Origin of the sequence: Mesorhizobium sp. Cs1299R1N3 (assembly GCF_037179625.1) — a bacterium.
Lineage (GTDB): Bacteria > Pseudomonadota > Alphaproteobacteria > Rhizobiales > Rhizobiaceae > Mesorhizobium > Mesorhizobium salmacidum.
The window spans coordinates 1-21,310 of record NZ_JAPYKQ010000020.1; the positions used below are offsets into that span (position 1 = coordinate 1).

Here is a 21,310-nt window from a genome sequence, read left to right on the forward strand (position 1 = left end):
GCGAGGACTGGGATTTGTGGCAGCGCGTCGCACGTCAAGGCAAACCTTGGGTGATGGTCGACGAGCCGCTCGCTTTTTATCGGGCAAGCCCCAACTCGCTCACCCGCAATTCGAGGCAGATGCTGGCAGACGCGGAAATCGTTATCGCCCGCGGCTTTTCCGCCGACTCCAGGGTCGAGCATCCAGCGTCGGCGCATGCCAATGGGGCGACCACGGCGGACGGCCGCACCGCTTCCCAAGCACTGGCGTGGTTCGCGCTGTGGATCGCGGCAGCTGATTGCGGCCGCGGCGGCGGTTCGATCAACCGGCAGATCCTGCGTGCGCTCCCGGCAGGACGTAAATGGGCGCGTGAGATCGCCAAGGTGATTTTCGACGGCCTGATGGTGGGAAGCCTATCGGTGCCGGAGCAATTGGCTTCCAGGTGGGACAGGTTCGGCGGCCCCTTGAGCGGGCTGATCATCGACCTCGGCCAAGTCTGGGGCGATCCGGTCGCGGGTCGTCGCGTCCAGTATCATCTCGAGCAAATGCTTCTCGATGCCGACGATCTTGCCGCGCCGCGTCCGCTGGCGCTAACGCTCGGCATTCGCGTCGACGCTCGAAATCCAACCTCAACCGAGCTTCCGGAAGGAATCGATCAAATCTATGCCTACCTTATGATGGATGGCCAGATCGAAGCTGTCGTGCAGTTCGGCGTACTCGGGAAAGTGACAAAGCGTCATTGGATTGAACTGATTCTGGATTTCGCACTGCAAAAGGACGACGGTGCCGACACGTCGAACACGCTTGCAGCCGAGGCACTGTCGACCACAGCGGAACGCCGGCCCGATCCGGACAGCCACTACGACAGACTCGCGCAATTGGTCTCGGAAGCGCGGGAACTGGTACGGTCGAGCGCCGAAGCTGCGCAGCCTCTTCCAGCGCCGCGCCGTGCACCGGCCTCGGATGGCCACGACAAGGATCGTACGTCGTTCTGGAATCGCTATTTCGCGACAGAGGATCCCTGGAACTACAGCTCGCCCTACGAGCAGGAAAAATATGAGCGGCAGCTCGAGATTCTGCCGGCCGGCCCCATCGGACGGGCGCTTGAACTGGCCTGCGCGGAGGGCCATTTCACGCGACAACTGGCACCCCGAGTGGGCCATTTGATCGCAACCGACATTTCCGCCGTAGCCATCGAACGGGCGCGCGCGCGCTGCTCGGACCAGCCGAATGTCGAGTTCGGCGTACTGGATTTTTTTGCGGACACGCTGCCCGGTGAGATGGATCTGATCGTCTGTTCGGAAGTGCTCTACTACCTGGATGATCTCGCCGGGTTGCGGCGCATCGCCAAAAAATTCGTCGAGGCACTGGCGCCTGGCGGCAGTTTCATCAACGCACACGCATTCGTGCTACGCGACAATATTGAAAGGACGGGCTTCGATTGGAACACATTCGGTGCACAAACGATCTCGCAAACCCTGGCAGAGACCGAAGGCCTCGTCCTTGCGCACTCGATCCAGACCGAACTCTATCGCATAGATCGCTTCCGCCGCCTGTCACCGGACCACGTGGCGACGGAGCCGGTGATTGATCATGTGCCGGTCCGCGCACCCCTGGGAATCGGGGTCGCACGAAATATCGTCTGGGGCGGGGCGAGGGCGCTGCGCCGCGACGTCGCGCGCAGCGAGCGGCGGCAACGTATCCCTGTCCTCATGTATCACAGCGTCGCCGATGAAGGTCCGGCCGCGCTCGCCCGTTTCCGGCTCACGCCCGCCGCATTCGCGAGCCAGATGTCATGGTTGCGCGCAAACGGCTTTCACTCGATCATGTCCGAGCAGCTTGAATGGTCCATCGCCAACCGTCAGCCTTTCGCTGGCCGCCCGGTGCTCATCACCTTCGATGACGGCTTTCAGAACTTTGCCGACCATGCCTGGCCGATCTTGCGTGCGCACGACCTGACCGCGGAAGTGTTCCTAGTGACGGACCTGGTGGGTGAAAGTGCAAAGTGGGACGCCGTCAGCGGTCCGCCGGCACCGCTCATGGATGCCGGGACGGTGCGTCGCCTGGCCACCGAAGGTGTATTCTTCGGAAGCCATCTGGCGACGCATCGCGCCATCGATGGTCTTTCGAGCTCCGACCTGGCCGGTGAGCTGTTACGCTCACGGATGTTCATCGAACGGTGGACCGGCCGGCCCACGATGGCGTTCGCGGCACCTTTCTCGGTCACCGACCGACGGCTTGGCCGGCTGGCCAAGGAGTCCGGCTATCGGATCGGCTTCGGCGGCAGACACGGGCCGGCGGACCTCGATTGCGATCCCATCGATCTTCCGCGCATCGAGATTCGTGGGGATCGCTCGCTCGATGACTTTGTTGCCACCGTCGAGGCCGTGCTCAATTGAACGGGTGAACTTTGTTTCCGCCCACAACGCCCAAGATCTACGAGACACTTCGCAGCGTGATCTTGCGATCGGAGAGAGCGCTCGAGACATTGCTGTTGACGATGGCTCACGCGAACAGATTGCGGCGATCGCCCGATTTCCGCGGAGATCGACACGCGTGTGCGGCTGATCGAGCAGGCAAAAACGCCGACAACCCTATGCCGACATTCAGAGCACCTGCACCAGTGTGGCACGTGCCGCCCTAAGGCTCGAGACAGACGAAGGATTTCCATCCATTCGCATCGGGGCAGGATTTTGGTAAGCTGCCGCATGGCAAACGGTGGAGCTGTCGTTCCGGTGGTCAACGATCGTCTTCTCGAACGCAAGATGACCGAGATCGAGCAAGCGCGAGCATGGAGCCCGCGCGTCATCTCAAAATTCGAAACGCTTATCAGGAGCGGCGACGACCTTGCGCTGTATCGGGTCAATCCGCTGGCCTTCGCCCGCGACCGCGCAATCGCCGAGCCTGAAGCAATCGACCTCTTCCTTCACGCGGCTCGCTGCGGCCTGTTCGATATGAGCTGGGACGTGCTCTGTCCCCAGTCCGGGATGGTGCTCGACAGTTTCGGCGCCCTGCGCACACTGCAGACCCATTACGTCTGCGGCCTGTGCGACGTATCGGGCGATACAGACCTCGACGACTTCATCGAGGTCTCCTTCTCTGTATCGCCCCATTTGCGGCGCCTGCCGTTCCACGAGCCCGAGACGCTTTCTGTCGAGGATTTTCATTGGAAGCTACGCTTTGGCAATGACGGGCGGCTGCCCGGGCGGGACGTACGCTTTCTGGACCTTTTGCGAGGGTTAGTACGGGGCATGGCGTTCCTGCCTCCGGGCACAACAACAATGCTGCGCGCCGACCTCCATGCCGGCTCCCTGTCGGGCGTCAACGTGCAGACACAGGCTGCGTTCGCTGTGCCTATATCAGGCGATCCGGTGTTGGCGCCGACACTTCTTAAGATCAACTATGACGGCAAGCGTTTCTTGCCGGCGTTGCCGGTCGTGCCGCCCGGTCCGGTTGTCATTGAAGTTGCGAATACCGGGTCCGTTCGTGGCGCGCTGCTTCTCATCAACTGGCCGCCCGAGCTTGTAGCGCTGAAGACCAAACCGGCGCTCGATTTCGACCCATATGTTTCCGGTGGGGCTCTGCTTGCGCGGCAAACCTTCCGCCAGCTCTTCCGTTCCGAGTGTGTCGACGAGAAGGAGGGGCTCGGCATCCGGCAGATCACCTTCCTGTTTACGGACCTCAAGGGTTCCACCGCCATGTATGAGCGCCTGGGCGACCTCAACGCCTATGCTCTAGTCCGCGAGCATTTCGCGCTTCTCAATGCTGCGGTCCACCAGCATTCCGGCGCTGTCGTAAAGACGATCGGAGATGCGGTCATGGCAGTATTCTCGCGGCCACCGGATGCGATTTCGGCCGCCCTTCACATTTTTGAAGAAATCGATCGCTTCAACGGCGACAATGTCAGGCCGGGGATCATCCTGAAGATGGGTGCCCACTGCGGTCCATCGATCGCCGTCACGCTCAACGAGAACCTCGACTACTTCGGCCAGACCGTTAATGTCGCCGCACGCGTGCAGTCACTGGCGGAAGCCGGGCAGATTTGCATCTCCGAAGCGCTCTATTCCGCGCCAGGCGTGAGCGACCTGCTTGCCGGCCTAGGCATCGTCGCGTTTGATGCGCCTCTTCGAGGTGTGGAGGGCGATGCGACTGTCTATCGCATTATGCGGGACAGACGCACACGGTGATGCTTACGGCTGCCTTCATGTGTACAGCTGTGTCAGAGCCCAGATAGGCAGCGCGTATCCGCTCGTCTGCAATCAGTTCCTCGGCCGGCCCTGGATGATCATGGGCCCAGTTTCCATCACATAGCCTCGGTCGGCGATGCCCAACGCGGCATACGCGTTCTGCTCTACCAGAAGCACCGTGACGCCCAGCGTCTTCGAATTGCGGATCACATCATGATTTGCGCGACCAGACCCTGCGCAATGGTCTAGCTTGAACGATGGAGTCTTGTACCACAACATCGGCTTCTTCAAGGTGAGCGATGGCCGGCATAGATGCCGTTGCTTGCCGATTTGACCGGAAGGTTAACACACGATGCCACTCATGATTCGACGATTGGGAACCAGGAACCTGGCGCGCCCGGCACAACGTCTCCGACATCTGAGCGCGATATTTGTCCTGGTTGCCAGGGCGCTGATTGTTGGGATCGCCCTCTTGTTGGCGGGCCCGGCACAGGCGCAGGCGCCGGCGACCGTCCCGCCTGAAAGGGTCAAACAGCTATTCGAGCTTCTCGACGATCCATCAGTGAAAGCCTGGGTGGCCGAACAGCGAAATCAGGACGCCGGATCATCGGGAGCGCCTGCCAAGGCCGGAGCTTCTCCGGCCGACGCATCGTCCGGCGCCGCGGCCGCACCAGGCCAGATGAATACGATGGCATCCTCGACGCTCGATCGGATCAGGCATCATATCGAAAGAATCGTGCGAACTTTGCCCTTGCTGCCAGGTCAGTTCGCGCGCGTTCGGGCAGAGACCATGGAGGATATGTCCGGCAAGGGGTCCGCCGGCGTATTTATGCTGATTGCGATGTTCATCGCTGCCGGCCTGGCGCTCACTTGGGCAACGTACAAGTTGACCCGCCCATTTCGTCTCTGGATTATCGCGCAACCAAAGGATACGCCCGTTGGGCGAGTCAAGAAGATCGGTGGTCGCACGCTTTATTCCAGCACGTTGATCGTCTCGTTCGCACTGGGCAGCGCCGGCGCGTTCATGCTGTTCGACTGGCCAATGCTCATCCGCGAGATTGTACTGACATTTCTGATGGCGGCAGTCGTTACATGGGGTGTGCGCATGTACGTCATGGCCATGCTCGTCCCTTCGTTCATGAACGTCGAGAACGCCGTCGAGGTTCGTGCTTTGCCGATCACCAACGAAGCGGCTGACCATTGGTCCTATTGGCTACCCCGGATCGTTGGCGTCTTCGCCTTCTTCGGCGCCGCCTTCATCCTCTTGCCAGGTCTCGGCATAGATCAGGACGGAATGATGGTCCTGTCGTTGGGCGCCGATTTCGTGCTGCTGTTGCTCTTGCTGCTGGCCATTTGGCGTCGGCCAAGAACGCAGCGAGACGGTGCGCGCCACAGCGTTCACACGGAAGCGACATGGATTTTGACGGCTTATTTCGTCGTCCTGTTCCTGCAGCGCATCGCCGGCCTTTATGGATACTTCTGGCTTACCTTCGCCGCATTCTTCCTGCCGTTGGCAATCGTGACGACGCAGCGCGGGGTTAATTTCGTCCTGCGGCCAGGTTCGGAAGATCTCGGCCGGCCTACGATACCGGCGGTGACGATCGCTGTCATCGATCGCGGAATCCGAATGATTTTCATCCTGGCGGCGGCTTACTTTCTCGCGCGTGTCTGGGGTCTGAACATGCAATCCATGCGGGACAGCGATCCGACGACGACCTTCATCTTGCGCGGCTTGATCAATGTCGTGGTCATTGCCCTCGCAGCCGATTTCGGCTGGTCGATCATCAAAGCCTTGATCGAACGAAAGCTGGGCATCGAAACACCACACCCTGCGATCAGCGACGAAGAGGTCCCGATCCTCGATCCGCAGCAGGCGCGGTTGCGCACGCTCTTGCCGATCCTCCAGAACATTCTGCTCGCATTGATCATCGTGATGGCGGTGCTGATGATGCTCGCCTCAATGGGTATCGAGATCGGCCCGCTGATCGCTGGCGCTGGCGTCGTCGGCGTGGCGGTGGGCTTTGGGGCGCAAACCATCGTCAAGGACATCATTTCGGGCGTGTTTTTTCTGCTCGATGATGCGTTTCGTGTCGGCGAATATATTTCCTCGGGCAATTACAAGGGTACCGTGGAAAGCTTTTCGCTGCGCTCGGTGAAGCTGCGCCATCATCGTGGTCCACTGTTCACCATACCTTTCGGGGAACTCGGGGCCGTCCAGAACCAGAGCCGTGACTGGGTTATCGACAAATTCAACATCACCGTCGGCTATGACACCGATATCGAATTCGCTCGCAAGCTGATCAAGCGGATCGGCCTCGAACTGGCGGAAGATCCCGAGTTCAAACACTGGGTGCTCGACCCGATCAAGATGCAGGGCGTACAGGAGTTCGGCGAGTACGGCATCGTATTGAGGGTCAAGGCCACAACCAGACCGGGAGGCGCCTTCGCTATGAAACGCAAATTCTATGTACGCCTCCGCCAGGTCTTCAAGGAGCAGGGCATCGAACTCCCATTCCCGACCGTCCAGGTCCAGGGGCTACAGGATCCACATGGGGCAGAGAATGCGCCGTTGGACATCACACCCGCGTTAAAAATGGCCGCCGCGCAATCGCACACTCTTCGTCGCAGAAAAAAAGCTAGCACGACGGAATAGGAAAGAGCGCCGTCACCGGACCGAGCGGAACGGAAATCCGATAAGGGGTCGATCCGGAAGAATGGGCAAATCGATGGCACCGCGCCAGCGCTCTGCGCAAAACGGCTATTGAGGCTGGATTCTCCAATCCCCTTTTGCTAGCCAGACAGGATGAGCAACCGATTGCCGCCCGCATGGGCAAAGCACCTCAAGACCCAACCCTCGCCGAAGGCGGCATCACCGAAGGCTGCGCCACTCAAAGCGCAGTCCAAGGCAGGCCCCCACCGCAGCCACGCCGACGACTTGCTTTTACGGCAGGCGCTCGAATTGCAGCAGGCCGAACGTCTGTCCGAGGCTGAGGAACTGTGCCTCAGGGTCCTGGCTCGCACGTCAAACCATCCGCTAGCTCTGTATATCCTGGGAACGCTCGGGGTCGGTTTCGATAACGAAAAGTCACTGCGATATTTCGCTCGGGCTGTGGCAGAGGATCCGCAGAACCCCTACTACCATCTCAGCCTCGGCGAGACCTATTTGAAGGTCAGCGAATTTACGCCGGCGATCAGGCACCTTCAGTACGCGCTGGACTTGAAGCCGGATCTGGTGGAAGCGCTTTGCGCCTTGGGCGATGCATACAATGCGTTTGACAAGGGGGAAATGGCGCTGCCGCTCTTTGAGAAGGCGCTCAGGGTCGACCGAGATCATCCCGTAGCCCGGTTGGGGCTGCCCCGCGCGCTCGCAAGCCTCGGCCGCATGGACGAAGCCGCGGTTCATCTGAAAGAGGCAATAGAACGGCGCATCGCGGTACCGGCTGCCCACAATGCACTTGTACACACGCACAAATTCGCTGAAGAGCCGCCAGAGCTCGGGGCAATCCTGACGGAGCTTCAGGACCCGGGCCATGGGCCGGAGGGAGCGGCAGCGCTTCATCACGCCGCGGGAAAGGTTCTCAACGACATCCATCGCTATAAGGAGGCGATGGATCACTTCAAGAGGGGGAATCAAGCCGGGGGCCATACATTCGATCTGCAATCTTACCGTCGCTGGGTCGATGGCATGATCGAAACCTTCACGCCGGAACTGGTCGCTTCAAGAGCCGCGTACGGCAATCCCTCGGAGGCGCCTGTATTCGTCGTCGGCATGCCTCGTTCGGGCACCACATTGACAGAGCAGATCTGTGCCAGCCACCCCAATGTTCATGGCGCCGGCGAGCTCAGCAAGCTTAGGCGAATAGCCAGTGGACTCGGTGTCGTAGACGGCTCCAACGCGAGCCTCGGTCAATCGATCGCGATGATTACTCCCGATCTGACCAGGACTTTGGCCGAAGAGCACCTTGCTTATCTGCGCGAGCGGGCTCCCGACTCGCTGCGAATTGTTGACAAGATGCCTCACAATTTCGAGATGATCGGCCTGGTTGGCCTTCTTTTCCCTAAAGCGCGTATCATTCATTGTCGTCGCGACGCCATCGACAATTGCATCTCCTGTTTCGTGCTGCAGTTCAATAGAGCCCACAGCTACAGTGCCGATCTTGAGACGCTGGGGCTTTACTACAGGGAGTATGATCGCTTGATGCGGCATTGGGATAGTGTTTTCCCGGGTCGTATTTTCGAAAATCGCTACGAGACGTTGATCGAAAATCAGGAGGAGCAGTCGCGCCGGCTCATAGACTATCTCGGATTGCCGTGGGACGATGCCTGCCTGCGCTTTTTTGACAGGGGCGGCTCCGTAAATACCTACAGCAATTGGCAGGTCCGCCAGCCGATCTATACGTCGTCCGTCAAGCGTTGGAAGAATTACGAAAGCGAGATTCAGCCGTTGATCGAAGCCTTGGGCGATCTTGCTGAGGTTTGACCGGTAGTGCCTGATGCTGCGCGCAACTTCGGTTGCACCCAATCCCGATGGCGTACGCTTTCCGCCACTAGACCAGTCTAATAGGGTTTCCTCAGGCTTAACGCCGCGTTCCTTCAGCTATCCCGCCGGCGTATCCTGGCCACAGAGCCTCCCGCCGTTTCACGCGTCGGTTGCCAAGCAGTTTGGCTTTCTTCTTTCCTTTCGCTGCGAGGATTGTTCTTCCACGTCTGCAAGCGTGGGCGGGCGGCCATGCCATCGGCTGTCCGAAGTTCCACACAGACGGCATGAAAAACCCGGCGGTTGCCCGCCGGGTTTTCCGATTTCAATCAGGCAGCGCCTGTTAGAACGAGCGCTGGAAGCGAAGCATGCCGCCGATTGCGTCGTCATGTCCAGGAGAAATATTGGTCCAGTTCGACACGGAGTCGTCGCCGAGACGCGAGTAGTCGACTTCGGCCGTGACCGTGAAGCCAGGAACGATGTCATAGGCAACGTTCGCGGCGATGCCGATGTTCTTGCCTTCGTCATACGACGCCTGGAGGTTGAACGAGGTCTTTTCGTTGAACTTGTAGGTGCCGCCGCCCCAGACTGCCCAATTGCCGCTCCACGGCTTGTAGAAGCCGCGACCGCCAGCGGGGAACACCCAGGTGTTGTCCGTCAGGTTGTCGTCGGAGCCGTAGCCGCCCATGATGAACAGCGACAGTTCGTTGGAGACGGTGACGTCCAAGCGAACCTTGCCGGAGACTTCTTCATAGTTGCTGTCGTAAGCGATGACGCCAGTGACCGCGCCCCAGCCCTGCGTCCACTTCACACCACCGACGACATGCGGAACGTAGCTGTCGATCGTGTCGGAGCCCGAGCCTTCTTCGAGAGAGACGACGGCTGAGAAGCCGTTGCCAGCGTCGAAGTAGTACTGCACGACGTTGGTGTCGAAACCGCCATAGGGAACCAACGTATCCTGGATGACGTTGCCGGCGTAGCCGATGAACGTATCGAAGGCCGATTCGTCCTTACCAACGCGGAGACCACCGAGCTGGATCCATGCGAAGTTCAGCGAGGCGGTGTTGCCGCCGCCGCCGTTGCTAGCAGTATTGAGCGTTCCGAACCTGCCCGAGTCACGGTTGTTGTTCTGGAAGTTGAAGCGGGTCTCGGTATAGGTCTTCAAAGTACCGAGTTCGGTTTCCTGACCGGTCCAGGTCTTCAGTGCGAAGCGAGCGTGCTTGTAGAAGGTGTCGTTGCTGCCGCCGTCCTCGTGATCGGCGCTTGTCGCACCGTCGAACGAACCCACGTCACCGACGCCGATGTCATAACGGATATAGCCGCCGATGCGCAGGCAGGTTTCGGTGCCGGGGATGTAGAAGTAGCCAGCGCCGTAGACGTCGCAGATCTTGACGTATTCAGCGGGCTCCGGCTCGGCGACGACGACGGCGTCGGCGGCGCGCGCACCGGAAACTGCGATCAGGGCCGCAGCGGAGCCGAGAAGAAGGCTCTTGATGTTCATTTTCTGACCTCCAGTCAAAAGTTAAAAAACGGGTCTGGGTATTCTTTGCTGAAGGACAGCGTTCCCTGCCCCATCCCCACTACCGAAAAAGATGCGCACCGCGCCGCTTCCTCGAAACCGACATTACTCATGAGCCAGCGGCGTTCAACAACGATCGTACCGGCGAAAGGACAGTTCGGCTGCTATCCCCTACCTGTGTTGCAGAAACGTCACGATTTGGCCTCACTTGGAAAGCTCTCGTTAACCATCGGGGCCGCCGCAACCGCCTGTCTCCGGCCGAATCCGGCAATCGGCCGACGGAATCATGGCAAGGTCTGGGGTCATCCGCCAGGGAATTGCCGCGGATCCGCCGCATCCGAGGTAAAGCCGATGTTCGGCGCGCTCACCTTTTCCATGATGCCACGCCCTTGTTGATTGTGCCGCCGCTTTTCTTTATCCAGCGGCGCAGAGGTGGCCGAGTGGTCGAAGGCGCTGCCCTGCTAGGGGAGGCTCAAACTTTTGGTGGGTCCGAAACTCCCGACCACTGTTCCGCAAGGCTTACAAGATGGGAGATCTCCAGAGCCTGCACGAGTTCCGCCGCCAGAAAGAGCGGGCGGGACGGATTCGTTTTCTCGAGAGGGACGAAGAGGCGCGGCTGTTCGCCGCCATCAAGAGCCGCAGCGAGGACACCTACAGGCTCTGAGTCTTCCTGGTCGATGGCGGCTGCCGTCTCGGCGAAGCGCTCAGGCTCACCTGGAACGACATCAAGGAACATCGCGTCAGCTTCCGGACCACCAAGTCCGGCCGCAGCCGTACTATTCCGATGGCCGAGCGGGTCAAGGAGGTGATCAGGCTGCCTCCGGACGAAAGCCGTCGGCCGAAAGGCCCGTTCACCAAGTTCAGCCAGGCAGAGTTCCGTGCCATCTGGAACGAAGCGAAAGCCGAGGTCGGACTTGGCGCCGACCACCAGGTCGTGCCGCACATCCTGCGTCACACCTGTGCTTCGCGCCTGGTCCAGGGCGGCATCGACATCAGGCGCGTGCAGATGTGGCTGGGTCATCAGACGCTGTCGATGACCATGCGCTACGCGCATCTGGCCACCAACGATGGCTGTTCAGCGAGCCCTCCCAACTATCGAGGATGATGTTGAGACCCTTGCTCAGATTTTTATTGGCCACATAGTGGCAGAGGCACAGGGCCGATTTGATCCACGACTGCAGCGTTTCAAAGCGGTACCGCCACCAGCGGTCCCCCAAGCGCCTGTCAGTGCCGCAAGTGATTGGGCGGGGCCGGTAGCCGGGCCAACAGTGATAGAAAGACATTTTGGGATACCGAGGTCGACGCTCTTTCGGTGGCAGAAACGCGATGAGGCGATCGCACTTAAAACCGGAAGCAGCAGGTTTGTCTTTCCATTGAAGCAGTTTGTCGATGCTCGCCCTGCAGATGGGATAGCCGAATTGATCGCTATGTTTGGCGACCATCGGCTAGCCTGGAAATGGTTGATGGCGCCGACGGACAAGCTTGGCGGGAACGCGCCGATAGACACTCTGCTAACTGGCAAGCTCGCGAATGTTATTGCTGCCGCGCGCCTGACTTTGGAGGATGCACCTGATGTTTAGCCCCGGCATTTGGTGGGATATCGATCCATTGCGGTCAGTTGAGAAGATTGCATACGCAACATGACCCCAAGCGGCTGCTCGCGGCCTGTCGTCTGAATGACGGCCCACCCGAGCGGACCCGGCCGGGGTGCGCCTCTGGGACCCACGTCCCGTCCAGAACCGCTGCGGCATAGAGCCGCTCATCTAGTTCCAGCCAGCCATTCTCGACAGGTAGTTGGGTAGCCTTGCCATCGCGTCCTACTCCTGACGAACACCTATCCGTCAAGCCATCGGTGCCGCGCCGTGCCGCTCGCGCGCGGTCTTGCGGATGATTTCCGCGATTTCCGGGCTGCTGCTGCACAGCATCTGGAAATCCGCCGCGTGCAGCGACAGGAGTGAGACCGCCGTTGCGGCGCTGACGGTCGCCATACGCGGTTCGCCGCTGATCAGCGCCATCTCGCCGAAGAAGGCGCCAGGGCCAAGCTCCACCGGGTTCGGCGTCGCGACGCTGACCCGCCCCTCCACAACGAAGAACATCCGATCCCCGGTCTCGCCCCTGCGGCAGATCACGGAGCCCGGCGGCAAATTACGAGGCCTCAACGCGCGCACGATCTCGACCAGCGTGGCCGGGCCGAGCTTCTGAAACAACGGCACGGCGGCGACCAATTGCCAGTTGCGGACGAAATCCTCGCGACGGATTTCTTGATAGAAGCCGGAGGCAAGAATGCCGGCCCAGAGCGCGAAGACGCCGATGCCACACATCATGACCGCCCCGGCAAGGAGGCGGCCGGCGAAACTTTGCGGAATGGCGTCGCCATAACCGGTGGTGGACAGCGTGACCACCGCCCACCACATTGCCTGAGGGATGCTGCCGAATTTTTCAGGTTGGATGTCGCGCTCGATCACATAGGCCGCGAGCGCGACACCGAACAGAACGACGCCGAAGAGCGTGGTGACGCCGATCAGGTTGCGCGCTTCGTTGGCCAGCACCCTGCCCAGTACCGGGAAGAAAGTCGAGTCGCGCAGCGGTTTCAGCAGCCAGACAGCACAGTAGAGGCTCCGGTCGGGCGTGCCTTCGAGCAGAAATGCAGCGAGTGGAACCAAAACCGCGAGCATATCAATGGCGATTGCCGGCGTCCTGTCCCGAAGGTCTCCCGCCCAGCGCTTGAGCAGCGTCTCGGCCATCTGCAGAAGATAAGCGCCCCAAATGACCGCCAGCACGGCAGTCAGAGCCAGCCTGCTTCTTCCGGACATGTCCGGCATCGTGAGCGCAGCCACCGCCAGCAGCCCGGGCGCAGCCAGCACCGCGTTTAGCGGCGCGTAAATTCTCAAGAAAGGCAGGACCGACATTCTGTGCCCACGAGCGGATGCTATTCCTCCAGAATAGGATGCCTTCAAGGCAAGCGCAAAGGTGGCTCTTTCGCTGGGATGTTCATCACGAGGTGAACTCAGATGGCCTGAACGTAAACCGACAGGCCGCAACCGAGAATGGCCCATCCGGGCATTTGCAACAGGTTTCAACTGTTCCAGGGAGCCGGGCCGACGAGTTCAAGGCCGTAGAGATGCCCGGCCTCGAAGACGGCCGGCATGTCGGCAATGGAGAGGGTGCCGGCGGCGACACCCAAGAAGAGCGCTCCGATCCGCCTGGTGTCACGAGCGTGAGGTTCCCCCCGGCCCGTCACCCACTACCCAAAACGTGTGCGGCACGCCAGGCGGCGGGAAGATCGAGCTGCCCGGCCCGCCGCGGGTTATTGCGCAGTCGAGCCAAAACTCATGCTGGCCTTCCACCAGTTGCAGGACCTCGTATTCATTCTGATAATCGTGGACGAGTGCCATCGGCTGCTTGCACGCGGCCCTCCAACATTCCCAGCAGCCGGCTGTATCGGCCCTGGTGAGGGTGATCCGGAATTTGATCCACATCCCAGGAGACTCTCGTCTAAGGGCGCGAACTGACAACTGCCACGTCCACGGCTGGTTCCTTTGGTTCGGCTTGGTGATAAGGTCTTGCAGAGCCAAGAAGAGATAGGCACTGCACCGGTGAGAGGAAGCGCATGTTCGTATGGGTTATTCGCTATATGAATCGCAGCGGTGGATCTCAATCTGCTGCGCGCGTTTGATGCGCATGATGCTTGAGAACAGTACGGTGCGGCCGACGACTGGATTGGTCTCAGCCAGAGCCGGCGGTCAGGTCCGCAATTGGCCAAGTGCTCCGCATCACTCGAGAGGCGCTGTTCGTACGCCACGGCAACGGCATGGTTGTGATGTTGCGTGCGCTCAAGTTGCAGGAGCCAGTGAGGTCACCGCTGACGCAACTCGAGGAGGCACTGACGAGGTTTTGCGGCTTCAATCCCAGCCGCTCTGAGCGGACTTGGCGTATACAAAGCGATACGATCCATGAGATCCGATTCTCTTGCGGTCGTCCCGCCCAGTCCAGAATGAGGCGGCCTACCTTGACTTTGTGGTCCAATGACTGAGTACCCGCGCCTTAAATACAGCATGCAAGCCGTTCGCAAGGCAGGCGACCGGCTGGCAAAACCTATGCAGTTCGGACAAGACACCACCGCCGGTCAGTACGTGGACACGATGCGGATCTTCTCAATCGCCAATAGCTGGCGCGACTCGCACTTTCTGCCGATGCGGAGCGTTCGGTTCTCTGTCGGTCACCACATGAAAGCCCTGCGATTGAAGGGCGACATGGCATCGCGTCCGAAGCGTCTGGCATCCATCTGTCGAAAGCTTCGAGAGTCCACCACCAATTTGGATACAATGAACGACATCGGCGGCTGCCGAGCGATCATGCCCGACATTAAAAGTGTTCGCTTGCTGCTCGAATCGATGCGAGACAAGTTCCCTCACGAGATACACTGTCGGGAATTTAACTATATCGATGAGCCGAAGCCGGACGGCTATCGGAGTCACCATATTGTTCTGCAGTACCGACCCAGAGCTGCCGAGACTGAGGCTTTCGAGGGACGACGCATCGAATTGCAAGTTCGGACCACACTTCAGCACTCATGGGCAACTGCAGTTGAGGCCGTCGGGCTATTCCGGCGCCAGGATTTGAAGCACGGAAACGGCGAGCAGGATTGGCTACGCCTTTTCCAGCTTATGTCGGCGGAATTCGCGCATGTTGAGCAGTGTCCCATTCATGTCGGTGTTCCGGATCACGATGACCGAGTGCGGGAATTGCGGGATATTAACAGGCGTCTAGGTGCGACAAGTATACTGGAAGACATCACGAATCTTACCCTCCACTCAGAGAATGTCGAACAGTCGGCGGGACATTTTCGGCACCATTTGTTGGAATATAGCACGGATCAGAGCGTCACCGCCCAACCATTCCGAACACTTATGTTGGGTGCGCGGAAGTTGGAAGATATAGAGAGGAAAATCGCGCTAAGGGGGAGTGATTTGACGGCTGTCTTGGTTGAGGTGGACAATGTCGAAAAGCTTGTCAAAATATACCCGAATTACTTCGGGAACGTTTCATTGTTCGCCCGCAGTCTGAAATCCATCTGCTCGGGAAAGGCGGCTGTCGAATACAGAGTAGCCCGCACCGGATGGTAGCTCCGAAGCCCTGCGAAACTCCCGATTATGGTTGCCAGCGTCGCTTCCGTTTGAAGTAGCCGGACCATTGGCCTTCCTCGGCAGAATTCGCCGTATAACACGTTCGAAATCCCCGCTTTTGTCAGGCTCTCGCTCACGGACGGCCTCCTGAACAGCTTGGATTGTTCTTTCTGACCAAGCTTTCCGGCCTTTTGGGGGCAGGACAAGAGCTGTTCAAAATCTTGCGCTAAGAGCGATCGGATCGTGAACTCTATGCTGCTCGAGGCCTGTGGCAACGCAGAGCATCACTTCCCCGCCCGGAAGCGGATATACCCCGAGAACGGCGAAGCAAAACTCCAGCTCTCGTCGAATGTCGTCGACGACGGATGGCCAGCGCTCAGGATCGAGGACGCAATCGTAGATGGAGCCGATGAGTTCTGAAATGCGCTCCGCCGGATGGGACCGGCCGGTCACGCGGGGCGGCACGGGTTTGCGGTCACGGTCGAGCATGACGTGCTGCGGCCCTGAAATCGCTTCAACGGGGTCAGTCCTCGTTCGCTCTCGCGATTTTACATGTCTGGAGTCGAGAGGGGTGGGTCCCACCGAAAGCCAGTTGAAAACGATTGGAAAAAACGACAGCCGAGAGTCAAGCCTAATCCAAATGGTGGACGCTGGGCAGCTTCTTTTGTGATTGGCTGCGCCAGCCTGAGGATGGACTGAATTCGGAGCCGTGCGACGCGCATCAGGAGAATTCTACATTTTCTCCACCGCCAGTTGGCGCGTCGGCTCGCGGGATAGAGCGACGTCTATACACGAAGGCACGTAAGTTAGACTTCTCTAATATTTGGAGAAAATGTCAAGACGACCGCTTGTCAGCCCCGCCGACGGTCGACCTTCCGCCACAATGTCGAACAGCTCACGAAAACGGGACGACCCTTGCCAGCCACGGTCGGTATATGGCCGAGATCTTGCCTGGCCGGAACCCGACGATGTGCGCTCAAAGGAAGATCTATCAGCATGTCGGGTACATCGGAACTTGTCCTCAGTGCGATGCGAGGCGCCCTGCTCGGCTTTGCGGTCGCGGCCCCCATCGGTCCGACCGGCCTTTTATGCGTGCAGCGCACCATCGCGGGCGGCATCGGGCCGGGTCTGGCGACCGGCTATGGGGCGGCGACCACACACTCGGTCTATGCCTCCATCGCTGCCGCCGGGCTCGGGGCAGTGGCGCAAGTCCTGATGGGCTGGCACATGCTGCTGCAGCTCTGCGCCGGCATATTCCTGCTCTACATGTCGCTGACGGCGGCACGGCTGACGCCATCCCTGGACACGGCGTTGCAGCGTCGCATGCCGTCGGGCCGGGCCTATGTGACGGGGCTGATCTGGACGCTGGGCAATCCGATGACGCTGGTCGGCTTTCTCACGCTTACGCCGGGAATCCTGGGCGCCGGCATGCCGTCCTGGAAAACCCTGGCGCTTGTCTCGGCCGGCGTGCTGCTCGGCTCGGCGGCCTGGTGGACAACGCTGACACTGGCCACCAACCATCTGCGCAAGCGGCTGAGCGCGCGTGGGCTGCGTTATGTCAATCTCGGCTTCAGTTCGGCCCTGCTGATCTTTGCGCTGTCGCTGTTCGCAAGCGCCCTGCGCGCTTGAGGATTTTTCGCGCCCCAAAACAAAGAAGATCGAGCGGTCGATGTTATCTTGAAACGAGGAACAGCTCGAACGCTCGCGGCTACGGCTTTGTTTTCGTCTTCGGCACCACGGCCATGGAAGGAGCGTCAGGCGGCGGGCCCGCATCGTCGGGCTTCTGTTGTTCGGCCACCGGCGTGGCGGGCGCCTGCGGTGATCCCGAGGTGAGGTTCACCGACACGCCGTAGATTTTCCACTGACGGTTCGCCGGCTCGAACAAGAGCTCGAAATTGACCTGCATCGGCACGGAAGGGAAGAAGCCCGCCATGTGCAACATGCCGTTCGGCTCGATCTGCGGCAGCAGGGTCAGTTGCGGTTCCAGCACCGCGACCGCGCCGAAGTCGAGCGCCTGCTTGCGCTGGTTGGCGAAGACATCGCCGAGCCCCGCTGCGCTGTTGGCCTGGAAATTCGGTGAGCCGAGGTCGCGCAGCACGGTGTAGTTGCCGGTCTTGTTGGCCTGATCGAGCGCCAGGAGCGTGCCGCGGATCAGGATCAGCACGCCGTTGCGGTCGATGCTGGCCGGGCGGGCCGCATGGACCTTGTCGCCCTTATCGGTCTTTTTCGTCTGCGCCCACGCAACGCCCGGGGATGCCGTCATCCAGCCGGCCGACAGCAAGGCAGCCACGGCGGTCAGCGTCACCCGCCCTGTCGCTGAAATGTGTAGGCGCTTCATGTGGCCTCTTGAGATCGAATCGAGCCGGCGGCAGGCGATACTGGCGACCGCGTCTGTGGGAACGCGGCCGCCAGCGGCCCCTTCGCACTCGTGATCAGTTCAGCGTCCACGAAGCCCCGAGGCTGACGCCGACGTCGCCGCGATTGTTGGTCGCCGCCAGGGCGGCATTGAGCCGGAAATCCAGACTGGGATTGTAGCCGAGACCGAGCGCCAGGCCCGATTGGCCCTTGAAGTTGCCGAAGCCGCCGGCCAGCGACAATTTTCCGGGCCTGTCGTCATAGCGCAGCCCCGCCGTCGCCAGAGCCAGCGCGGTGCCGGCACGAGCCTCCGTGCGGGTTTCGCTGATCTGGTCGCCGAGATTCTGGATACCTGCTTCAAGCGCGCCGACACGTCCGTCGAGCTGGGTGATGTTGGCGGTGTTGGTCGTTACCCTAGTATCCAGGTTCGCGAGCTGCGTGGTGTGCACCGCAAGCTCATTGGTGTTGTTGGTGATGCGCGTCTCATGATTGGCGAGTTCTTGGGTGTTGGAGCTGATCTGTGAGGTGTTGTTGGTGATGCGCGTTTCGTGGTCGGCGAGCTCGGTGGTGTTGGCGTTGATCTGCGTCGTGTGGCTACTCACCGTGCTGTTCAGATTGGCGATGGCGATGCCGTTCTGGGCGACCTGGGCCGGCAGGTTGGCAAGCGTCGCGACATCGAATGTCGAGGCCGCCAGATTGCCGCCGCTGTCAGTAGTCACCAGATAGGTGGTGCCGGTCTGTGCGGCCTTGCTGGCTGCCGAAGCAACACCGGTCAGCGTGTAGGTGTTGAGGCCATTGCCAAGCATGACCTGATTGTCGTGCGTCGTTGTCGCGCCCACGCCGATGGCGACGGAGTTGTTATAGTTGGCCTTCGTGTCGGCGCCGATGGCAACGGCATTCACTGCATTTGCCTTGGCCGCGTTGCCAAGTGCCGTGGCGTTGCCGCCGTTCGCCTGAGCCGAACTGCCAAGGGCCGTGGCGTCCCCGGCATTCGCCTGGGCCGAAGTACCAAGCGCTGTGGCATTGGCCTGGCCAACCGCGCTGGTTCCGGCCTGGGCTCCGGTACCGATGGCCGTTGTATTCGCATTGTTATAGTCGGTGGTCAGACCGCCCGCGTTCGGGTCGTAAACAAGTCCACCGGCGCTCGCGTTGAGGCCGAGCGCCACGCTGTTGTCCCCGAAAGCACCCGCGGCATCACCTATCGCAGTCGAGAGGAAACCATCGCTATTGGCGGATCTTCCGCATGCCGTGCCGCTGGGTGACGTCTGCGCGAAAGCCGCTCCACCATCCGCACCATTGAAATCCTGGCAGATGACTCCTGCCGCGCGCGCGGCGCCTGGCGCCAAGGCGACAAAGCCGGTGGCCGCGACCGCCACCATCACTGCTGTCCCGAGAGCCGGCACTTGGGAGGATGCCAGCTCGCCGAAAACCGCCGTCGCGGCGGATCCAATGCTTTTTCGCACCTGGCGCCTAATCGCGATTGTTCTGCTTTTTGTTCCAGCCCCAGCGTCTTCCGATACGCTCACGCATCCAACCGTTTCTGCAATCACGTCCAAAGCCCTCGCTTCATTGCCTGACAATCGACCAAGTCGTCCTGCCGGCGGCAGGCGGTCCCGCGCGATGGCCGGGCCGGGCGGGAGGTGCTCCGGCTGGGCTGACAATCAAGCAGTTGCGCACTTGACGGTTGTGCTGCCGTCCCCGAACCGCACTCGCCTTGCAAACACCGATGCCCCCAAATTCCGCGCAGGACCGCAGCACCCGACCGGCGCAAACGAACACAAAGAAAATGCCGCGTCTTCCACCATTCGGTGGATAGCGACTGCCAGAGTTCGGTGGTTCCGCCCAATGCTGGATCACCATCTCCGTCGGGAGATAATGGGGCTTGCCCAATCCGGGTCATGTGTTCATCTTATTGCGATGCAACAAAGATTTTATTGCCGTGCGGCAAGGGTATGGTGCGATGCGATCTCCTCTCTCCATGGCTCAGTTGTCCGAACTGATCGGGCTGATCTACGACGCCGCGATCGATCCCTCGCGCTGGGCCGTCGCCATTGAAGAGATTCGCATCGCGCTCGATTTCGAGAACGCAGCCCTCAACCTGCAAGCGTTGCCGTCGGGCGAAGTGCTGCTCAACGTGACCAGCAATATGCCGCAGGACTACGTCGACCGGATCGCGGACTACGCCGTTGACATTGTCGACCAGTGGGGTGGGCTGGCGGTGCTATTGGCGCTGCCGATGGATCAGCCTGCGGTGATGAGCCGCGTCAATCCAGAGGCAAGTGCGACGAACCGCTACTCGCTGGAGTGGGCCAAACCGCGGGGGTTGGTCGATGTCATGGGGCTGGGACTCGCTCGCGACGAGCGTGGTTTTGGGTCGCTGGGCCTTGGCCGTCACGAGAGTGCGGAGCCGATCGGTGAATATGAGATCGAGGCCGCCCGATTGCTGATCCCCCATCTTCAGCGCGCCGCGACGATCAACCGGCTGCTGGACATGGCGGCGATCGCCCGGTCGACCTTCCAGACGGTGCTCGACACGCTGACAGCACCGATCTTTCTCACCACCGCCGACCTGCATGTCGTGCATGCCAATCCAGCTGCCCAGGACATCGTCGCCTCGGGCGAGCTGCTGAACATCCGCAACGGGGTTCTCAGCGCCAACGTCGCCGCCGTGTCCAGCGCGCTGGCCGTCGCGGTGTCCCAGGCGGCGCAGGACGAGAGCGCCATCGGTCGCAAGGGGTTGGGAGTTCCAATACGCTGGCGCGACGGCTCGGCCGGGGCCCTGCATGTCCTGCCGCTGCGCCCGGGGCGCGGGGCGTTCGATGCCAGCGTGGTCGCGGCCGTGTTTGTCGCACGCGCGGATACGCCCTTTGTCGCGCCGACCGCGCTGGTCGCGGCATTGTTCAGCCTGACGCCGGCCGAGGCGCGCGTCTTCGAGCAGATCGCGGCCGGCCGCACGGTTGAGGAGACGTCCGATGCTCTCGACATCGGCCGCAGCACGGTCAGGACGCATCTGCTGCGGTTGTTCGAGAAGACCGGCGTGCGGCGGCAGGCCGAGCTGGTTCAGCTCGCCGCGTCGCTCGCGTCGCCACTGGCTGGCATGGCGTAGAAAAGAACTCAAGCGGCCCGGCCGCGAGAATTCATTTCAACCAGGCAGTCCGATCCGCAAACCAACTTGCTCGATCACGCTGGCAAGCGTTGTCTTTTTGATCTCAAGCGAAATTATCGTCTTCGCGCGCGCAGCCGGGATGAACAATTCTTCCTCGCTGTATCTGCTCAGGAACTCCGCCACGGCCGACAATTCGGCACCCTTTACGCAGATATTAATAATGCTGTGCGACGGCCGCTTTGCGATTCGCTCAGATAAGATCTGCAGGGGCCCGCAAGTGCAGTCACAATATCCTTCGTCGTAGTGATAAATACATATACAATGCTTGTATTGCGGACAAACTGTATTACATTCGCAATCGTCCTCAATTGTCATCGTATTCTCCAAAAACTAGAAATTTATGGGGTGCCCATCGGATCTGGGACAGAGGTGGACGCAGACCACCACGAAAAGAATTTCGGGTCATCCACCGTTCGGTGGACAGGGACGGTCCCAGCCCGACGATTTCGCCCCCACCCGGCGCCCGCTATGCGTAGGAATGTGCATATATTGTGCGTATGA

General features: G+C 60.5%; 14 protein-coding genes and 1 pseudogene. 9 read left to right on the forward strand and 6 right to left on the reverse strand.

The window, feature by feature from the left end:
• From O7B34_RS27830 to O7B34_RS27850, 4 genes are all read left to right on the forward strand, one after another.
• Positions 1-2,378 (forward strand): SAM-dependent methyltransferase (locus O7B34_RS27830; RefSeq protein WP_337149030.1); only part of this gene is annotated, 2,378 nt, incomplete at its 5' end.
• Between the two features lie 366 nt (positions 2,379-2,744).
• Entirely contained in the window at positions 2,745-4,166 is a 1,422-nt protein-coding gene (locus tag O7B34_RS27835; RefSeq protein ID WP_337149031.1) for an adenylate/guanylate cyclase domain-containing protein, read from the forward strand.
• 352 nt (positions 4,167-4,518) lie between these two features.
• Positions 4,519-6,819 carry a mechanosensitive ion channel family protein gene (locus O7B34_RS27845; RefSeq protein WP_337149032.1) on the forward strand — a complete coding sequence of 767 codons (2,301 nt, stop codon included), beginning with the start codon at positions 4,519-4,521 and terminating at the stop codon, positions 6,817-6,819.
• Positions 6,820-6,969: 150 nt separating this feature from the next.
• Complete coding sequence (locus O7B34_RS27850; RefSeq protein WP_337149034.1) at positions 6,970-8,646, forward strand: tetratricopeptide repeat-containing sulfotransferase family protein; 1,677 nt, start codon at positions 6,970-6,972, stop codon at positions 8,644-8,646.
• A gap of 340 nt (positions 8,647-8,986) precedes the next feature.
• On the opposite strand, the gene O7B34_RS27855 is transcribed toward O7B34_RS27850, so the two are convergent.
• Positions 8,987-10,144: a porin gene (locus O7B34_RS27855; protein WP_337149035.1), complete on the reverse strand. Its 1,158-nt coding sequence runs from the start codon at positions 10,142-10,144 to the stop codon at positions 8,987-8,989.
• A gap of 523 nt (positions 10,145-10,667) precedes the next feature.
• Between O7B34_RS27855 and O7B34_RS27860 the strand changes: the two are divergent.
• Both O7B34_RS27860 and O7B34_RS32235 read left to right on the forward strand, forming a co-directional pair.
• Positions 10,668-11,267, forward strand: a pseudogene (locus tag O7B34_RS27860) (site-specific integrase); the annotation flags it as partial.
• Positions 11,230-11,742, forward strand: a complete 513-nt coding sequence (locus O7B34_RS32235; protein ID WP_442921009.1) for an antitoxin Xre/MbcA/ParS-like domain-containing protein — start codon at positions 11,230-11,232, stop codon at positions 11,740-11,742. The pseudogene O7B34_RS27860 and the gene O7B34_RS32235, both read left to right, overlap by 38 nt.
• Before the next feature lie 261 nt (positions 11,743-12,003).
• Here the strand turns inward: O7B34_RS32235 and O7B34_RS27865 are convergent, their stop codons facing one another.
• Complete coding sequence (locus O7B34_RS27865) at positions 12,004-13,071, reverse strand: cyclic nucleotide-gated potassium channel (protein ID WP_337149036.1); 1,068 nt, start codon at positions 13,069-13,071, stop codon at positions 12,004-12,006.
• A gap of 1,116 nt (positions 13,072-14,187) precedes the next feature.
• On the opposite strand from O7B34_RS27865, the gene O7B34_RS27870 reads away from it, so the two are divergent.
• Positions 14,188-15,288: a RelA/SpoT domain-containing protein gene (locus tag O7B34_RS27870; protein ID WP_337149037.1), complete on the forward strand. Its 1,101-nt coding sequence runs from the start codon at positions 14,188-14,190 to the stop codon at positions 15,286-15,288.
• A 213-nt stretch (positions 15,289-15,501) separates the two neighbouring features.
• On the opposite strand, the gene O7B34_RS27875 is transcribed toward O7B34_RS27870, so the two are convergent.
• Positions 15,502-15,777 (reverse strand): hypothetical protein, encoded by a 276-nt coding sequence (locus O7B34_RS27875; RefSeq protein ID WP_337149038.1) that lies wholly within the window; start codon positions 15,775-15,777, stop codon positions 15,502-15,504.
• A gap of 507 nt (positions 15,778-16,284) precedes the next feature.
• On the opposite strand from O7B34_RS27875, the gene O7B34_RS27880 reads away from it, so the two are divergent.
• Positions 16,285-16,917 (forward strand): LysE family translocator, encoded by a 633-nt coding sequence (locus O7B34_RS27880; protein ID WP_337139406.1) that lies wholly within the window; start codon positions 16,285-16,287, stop codon positions 16,915-16,917.
• 79 nt (positions 16,918-16,996) lie between these two features.
• Here O7B34_RS27880 and O7B34_RS27885 read toward each other — a convergent pair whose 3' ends face one another.
• Positions 16,997-17,626 (reverse strand): hypothetical protein, encoded by a 630-nt coding sequence (locus tag O7B34_RS27885; protein WP_337149039.1) that lies wholly within the window; start codon positions 17,624-17,626, stop codon positions 16,997-16,999.
• 94 nt (positions 17,627-17,720) lie between these two features.
• Entirely contained in the window at positions 17,721-19,022 is a 1,302-nt protein-coding gene (locus O7B34_RS27890) for a YadA-like family protein (RefSeq protein WP_337149040.1), read from the reverse strand.
• A 599-nt stretch (positions 19,023-19,621) separates the two neighbouring features.
• On the opposite strand from O7B34_RS27890, the gene O7B34_RS27895 reads away from it, so the two are divergent.
• Positions 19,622-20,749: a helix-turn-helix transcriptional regulator gene (locus tag O7B34_RS27895; RefSeq protein WP_337149041.1), complete on the forward strand. Its 1,128-nt coding sequence runs from the start codon at positions 19,622-19,624 to the stop codon at positions 20,747-20,749.
• 36 nt (positions 20,750-20,785) lie between these two features.
• On the opposite strand, the gene O7B34_RS27900 is transcribed toward O7B34_RS27895, so the two are convergent.
• Positions 20,786-21,124 (reverse strand): hypothetical protein, encoded by a 339-nt coding sequence (locus tag O7B34_RS27900; RefSeq protein WP_337139401.1) that lies wholly within the window; start codon positions 21,122-21,124, stop codon positions 20,786-20,788.
• Between the last annotated feature and the right edge of the window lie 186 nt (positions 21,125-21,310).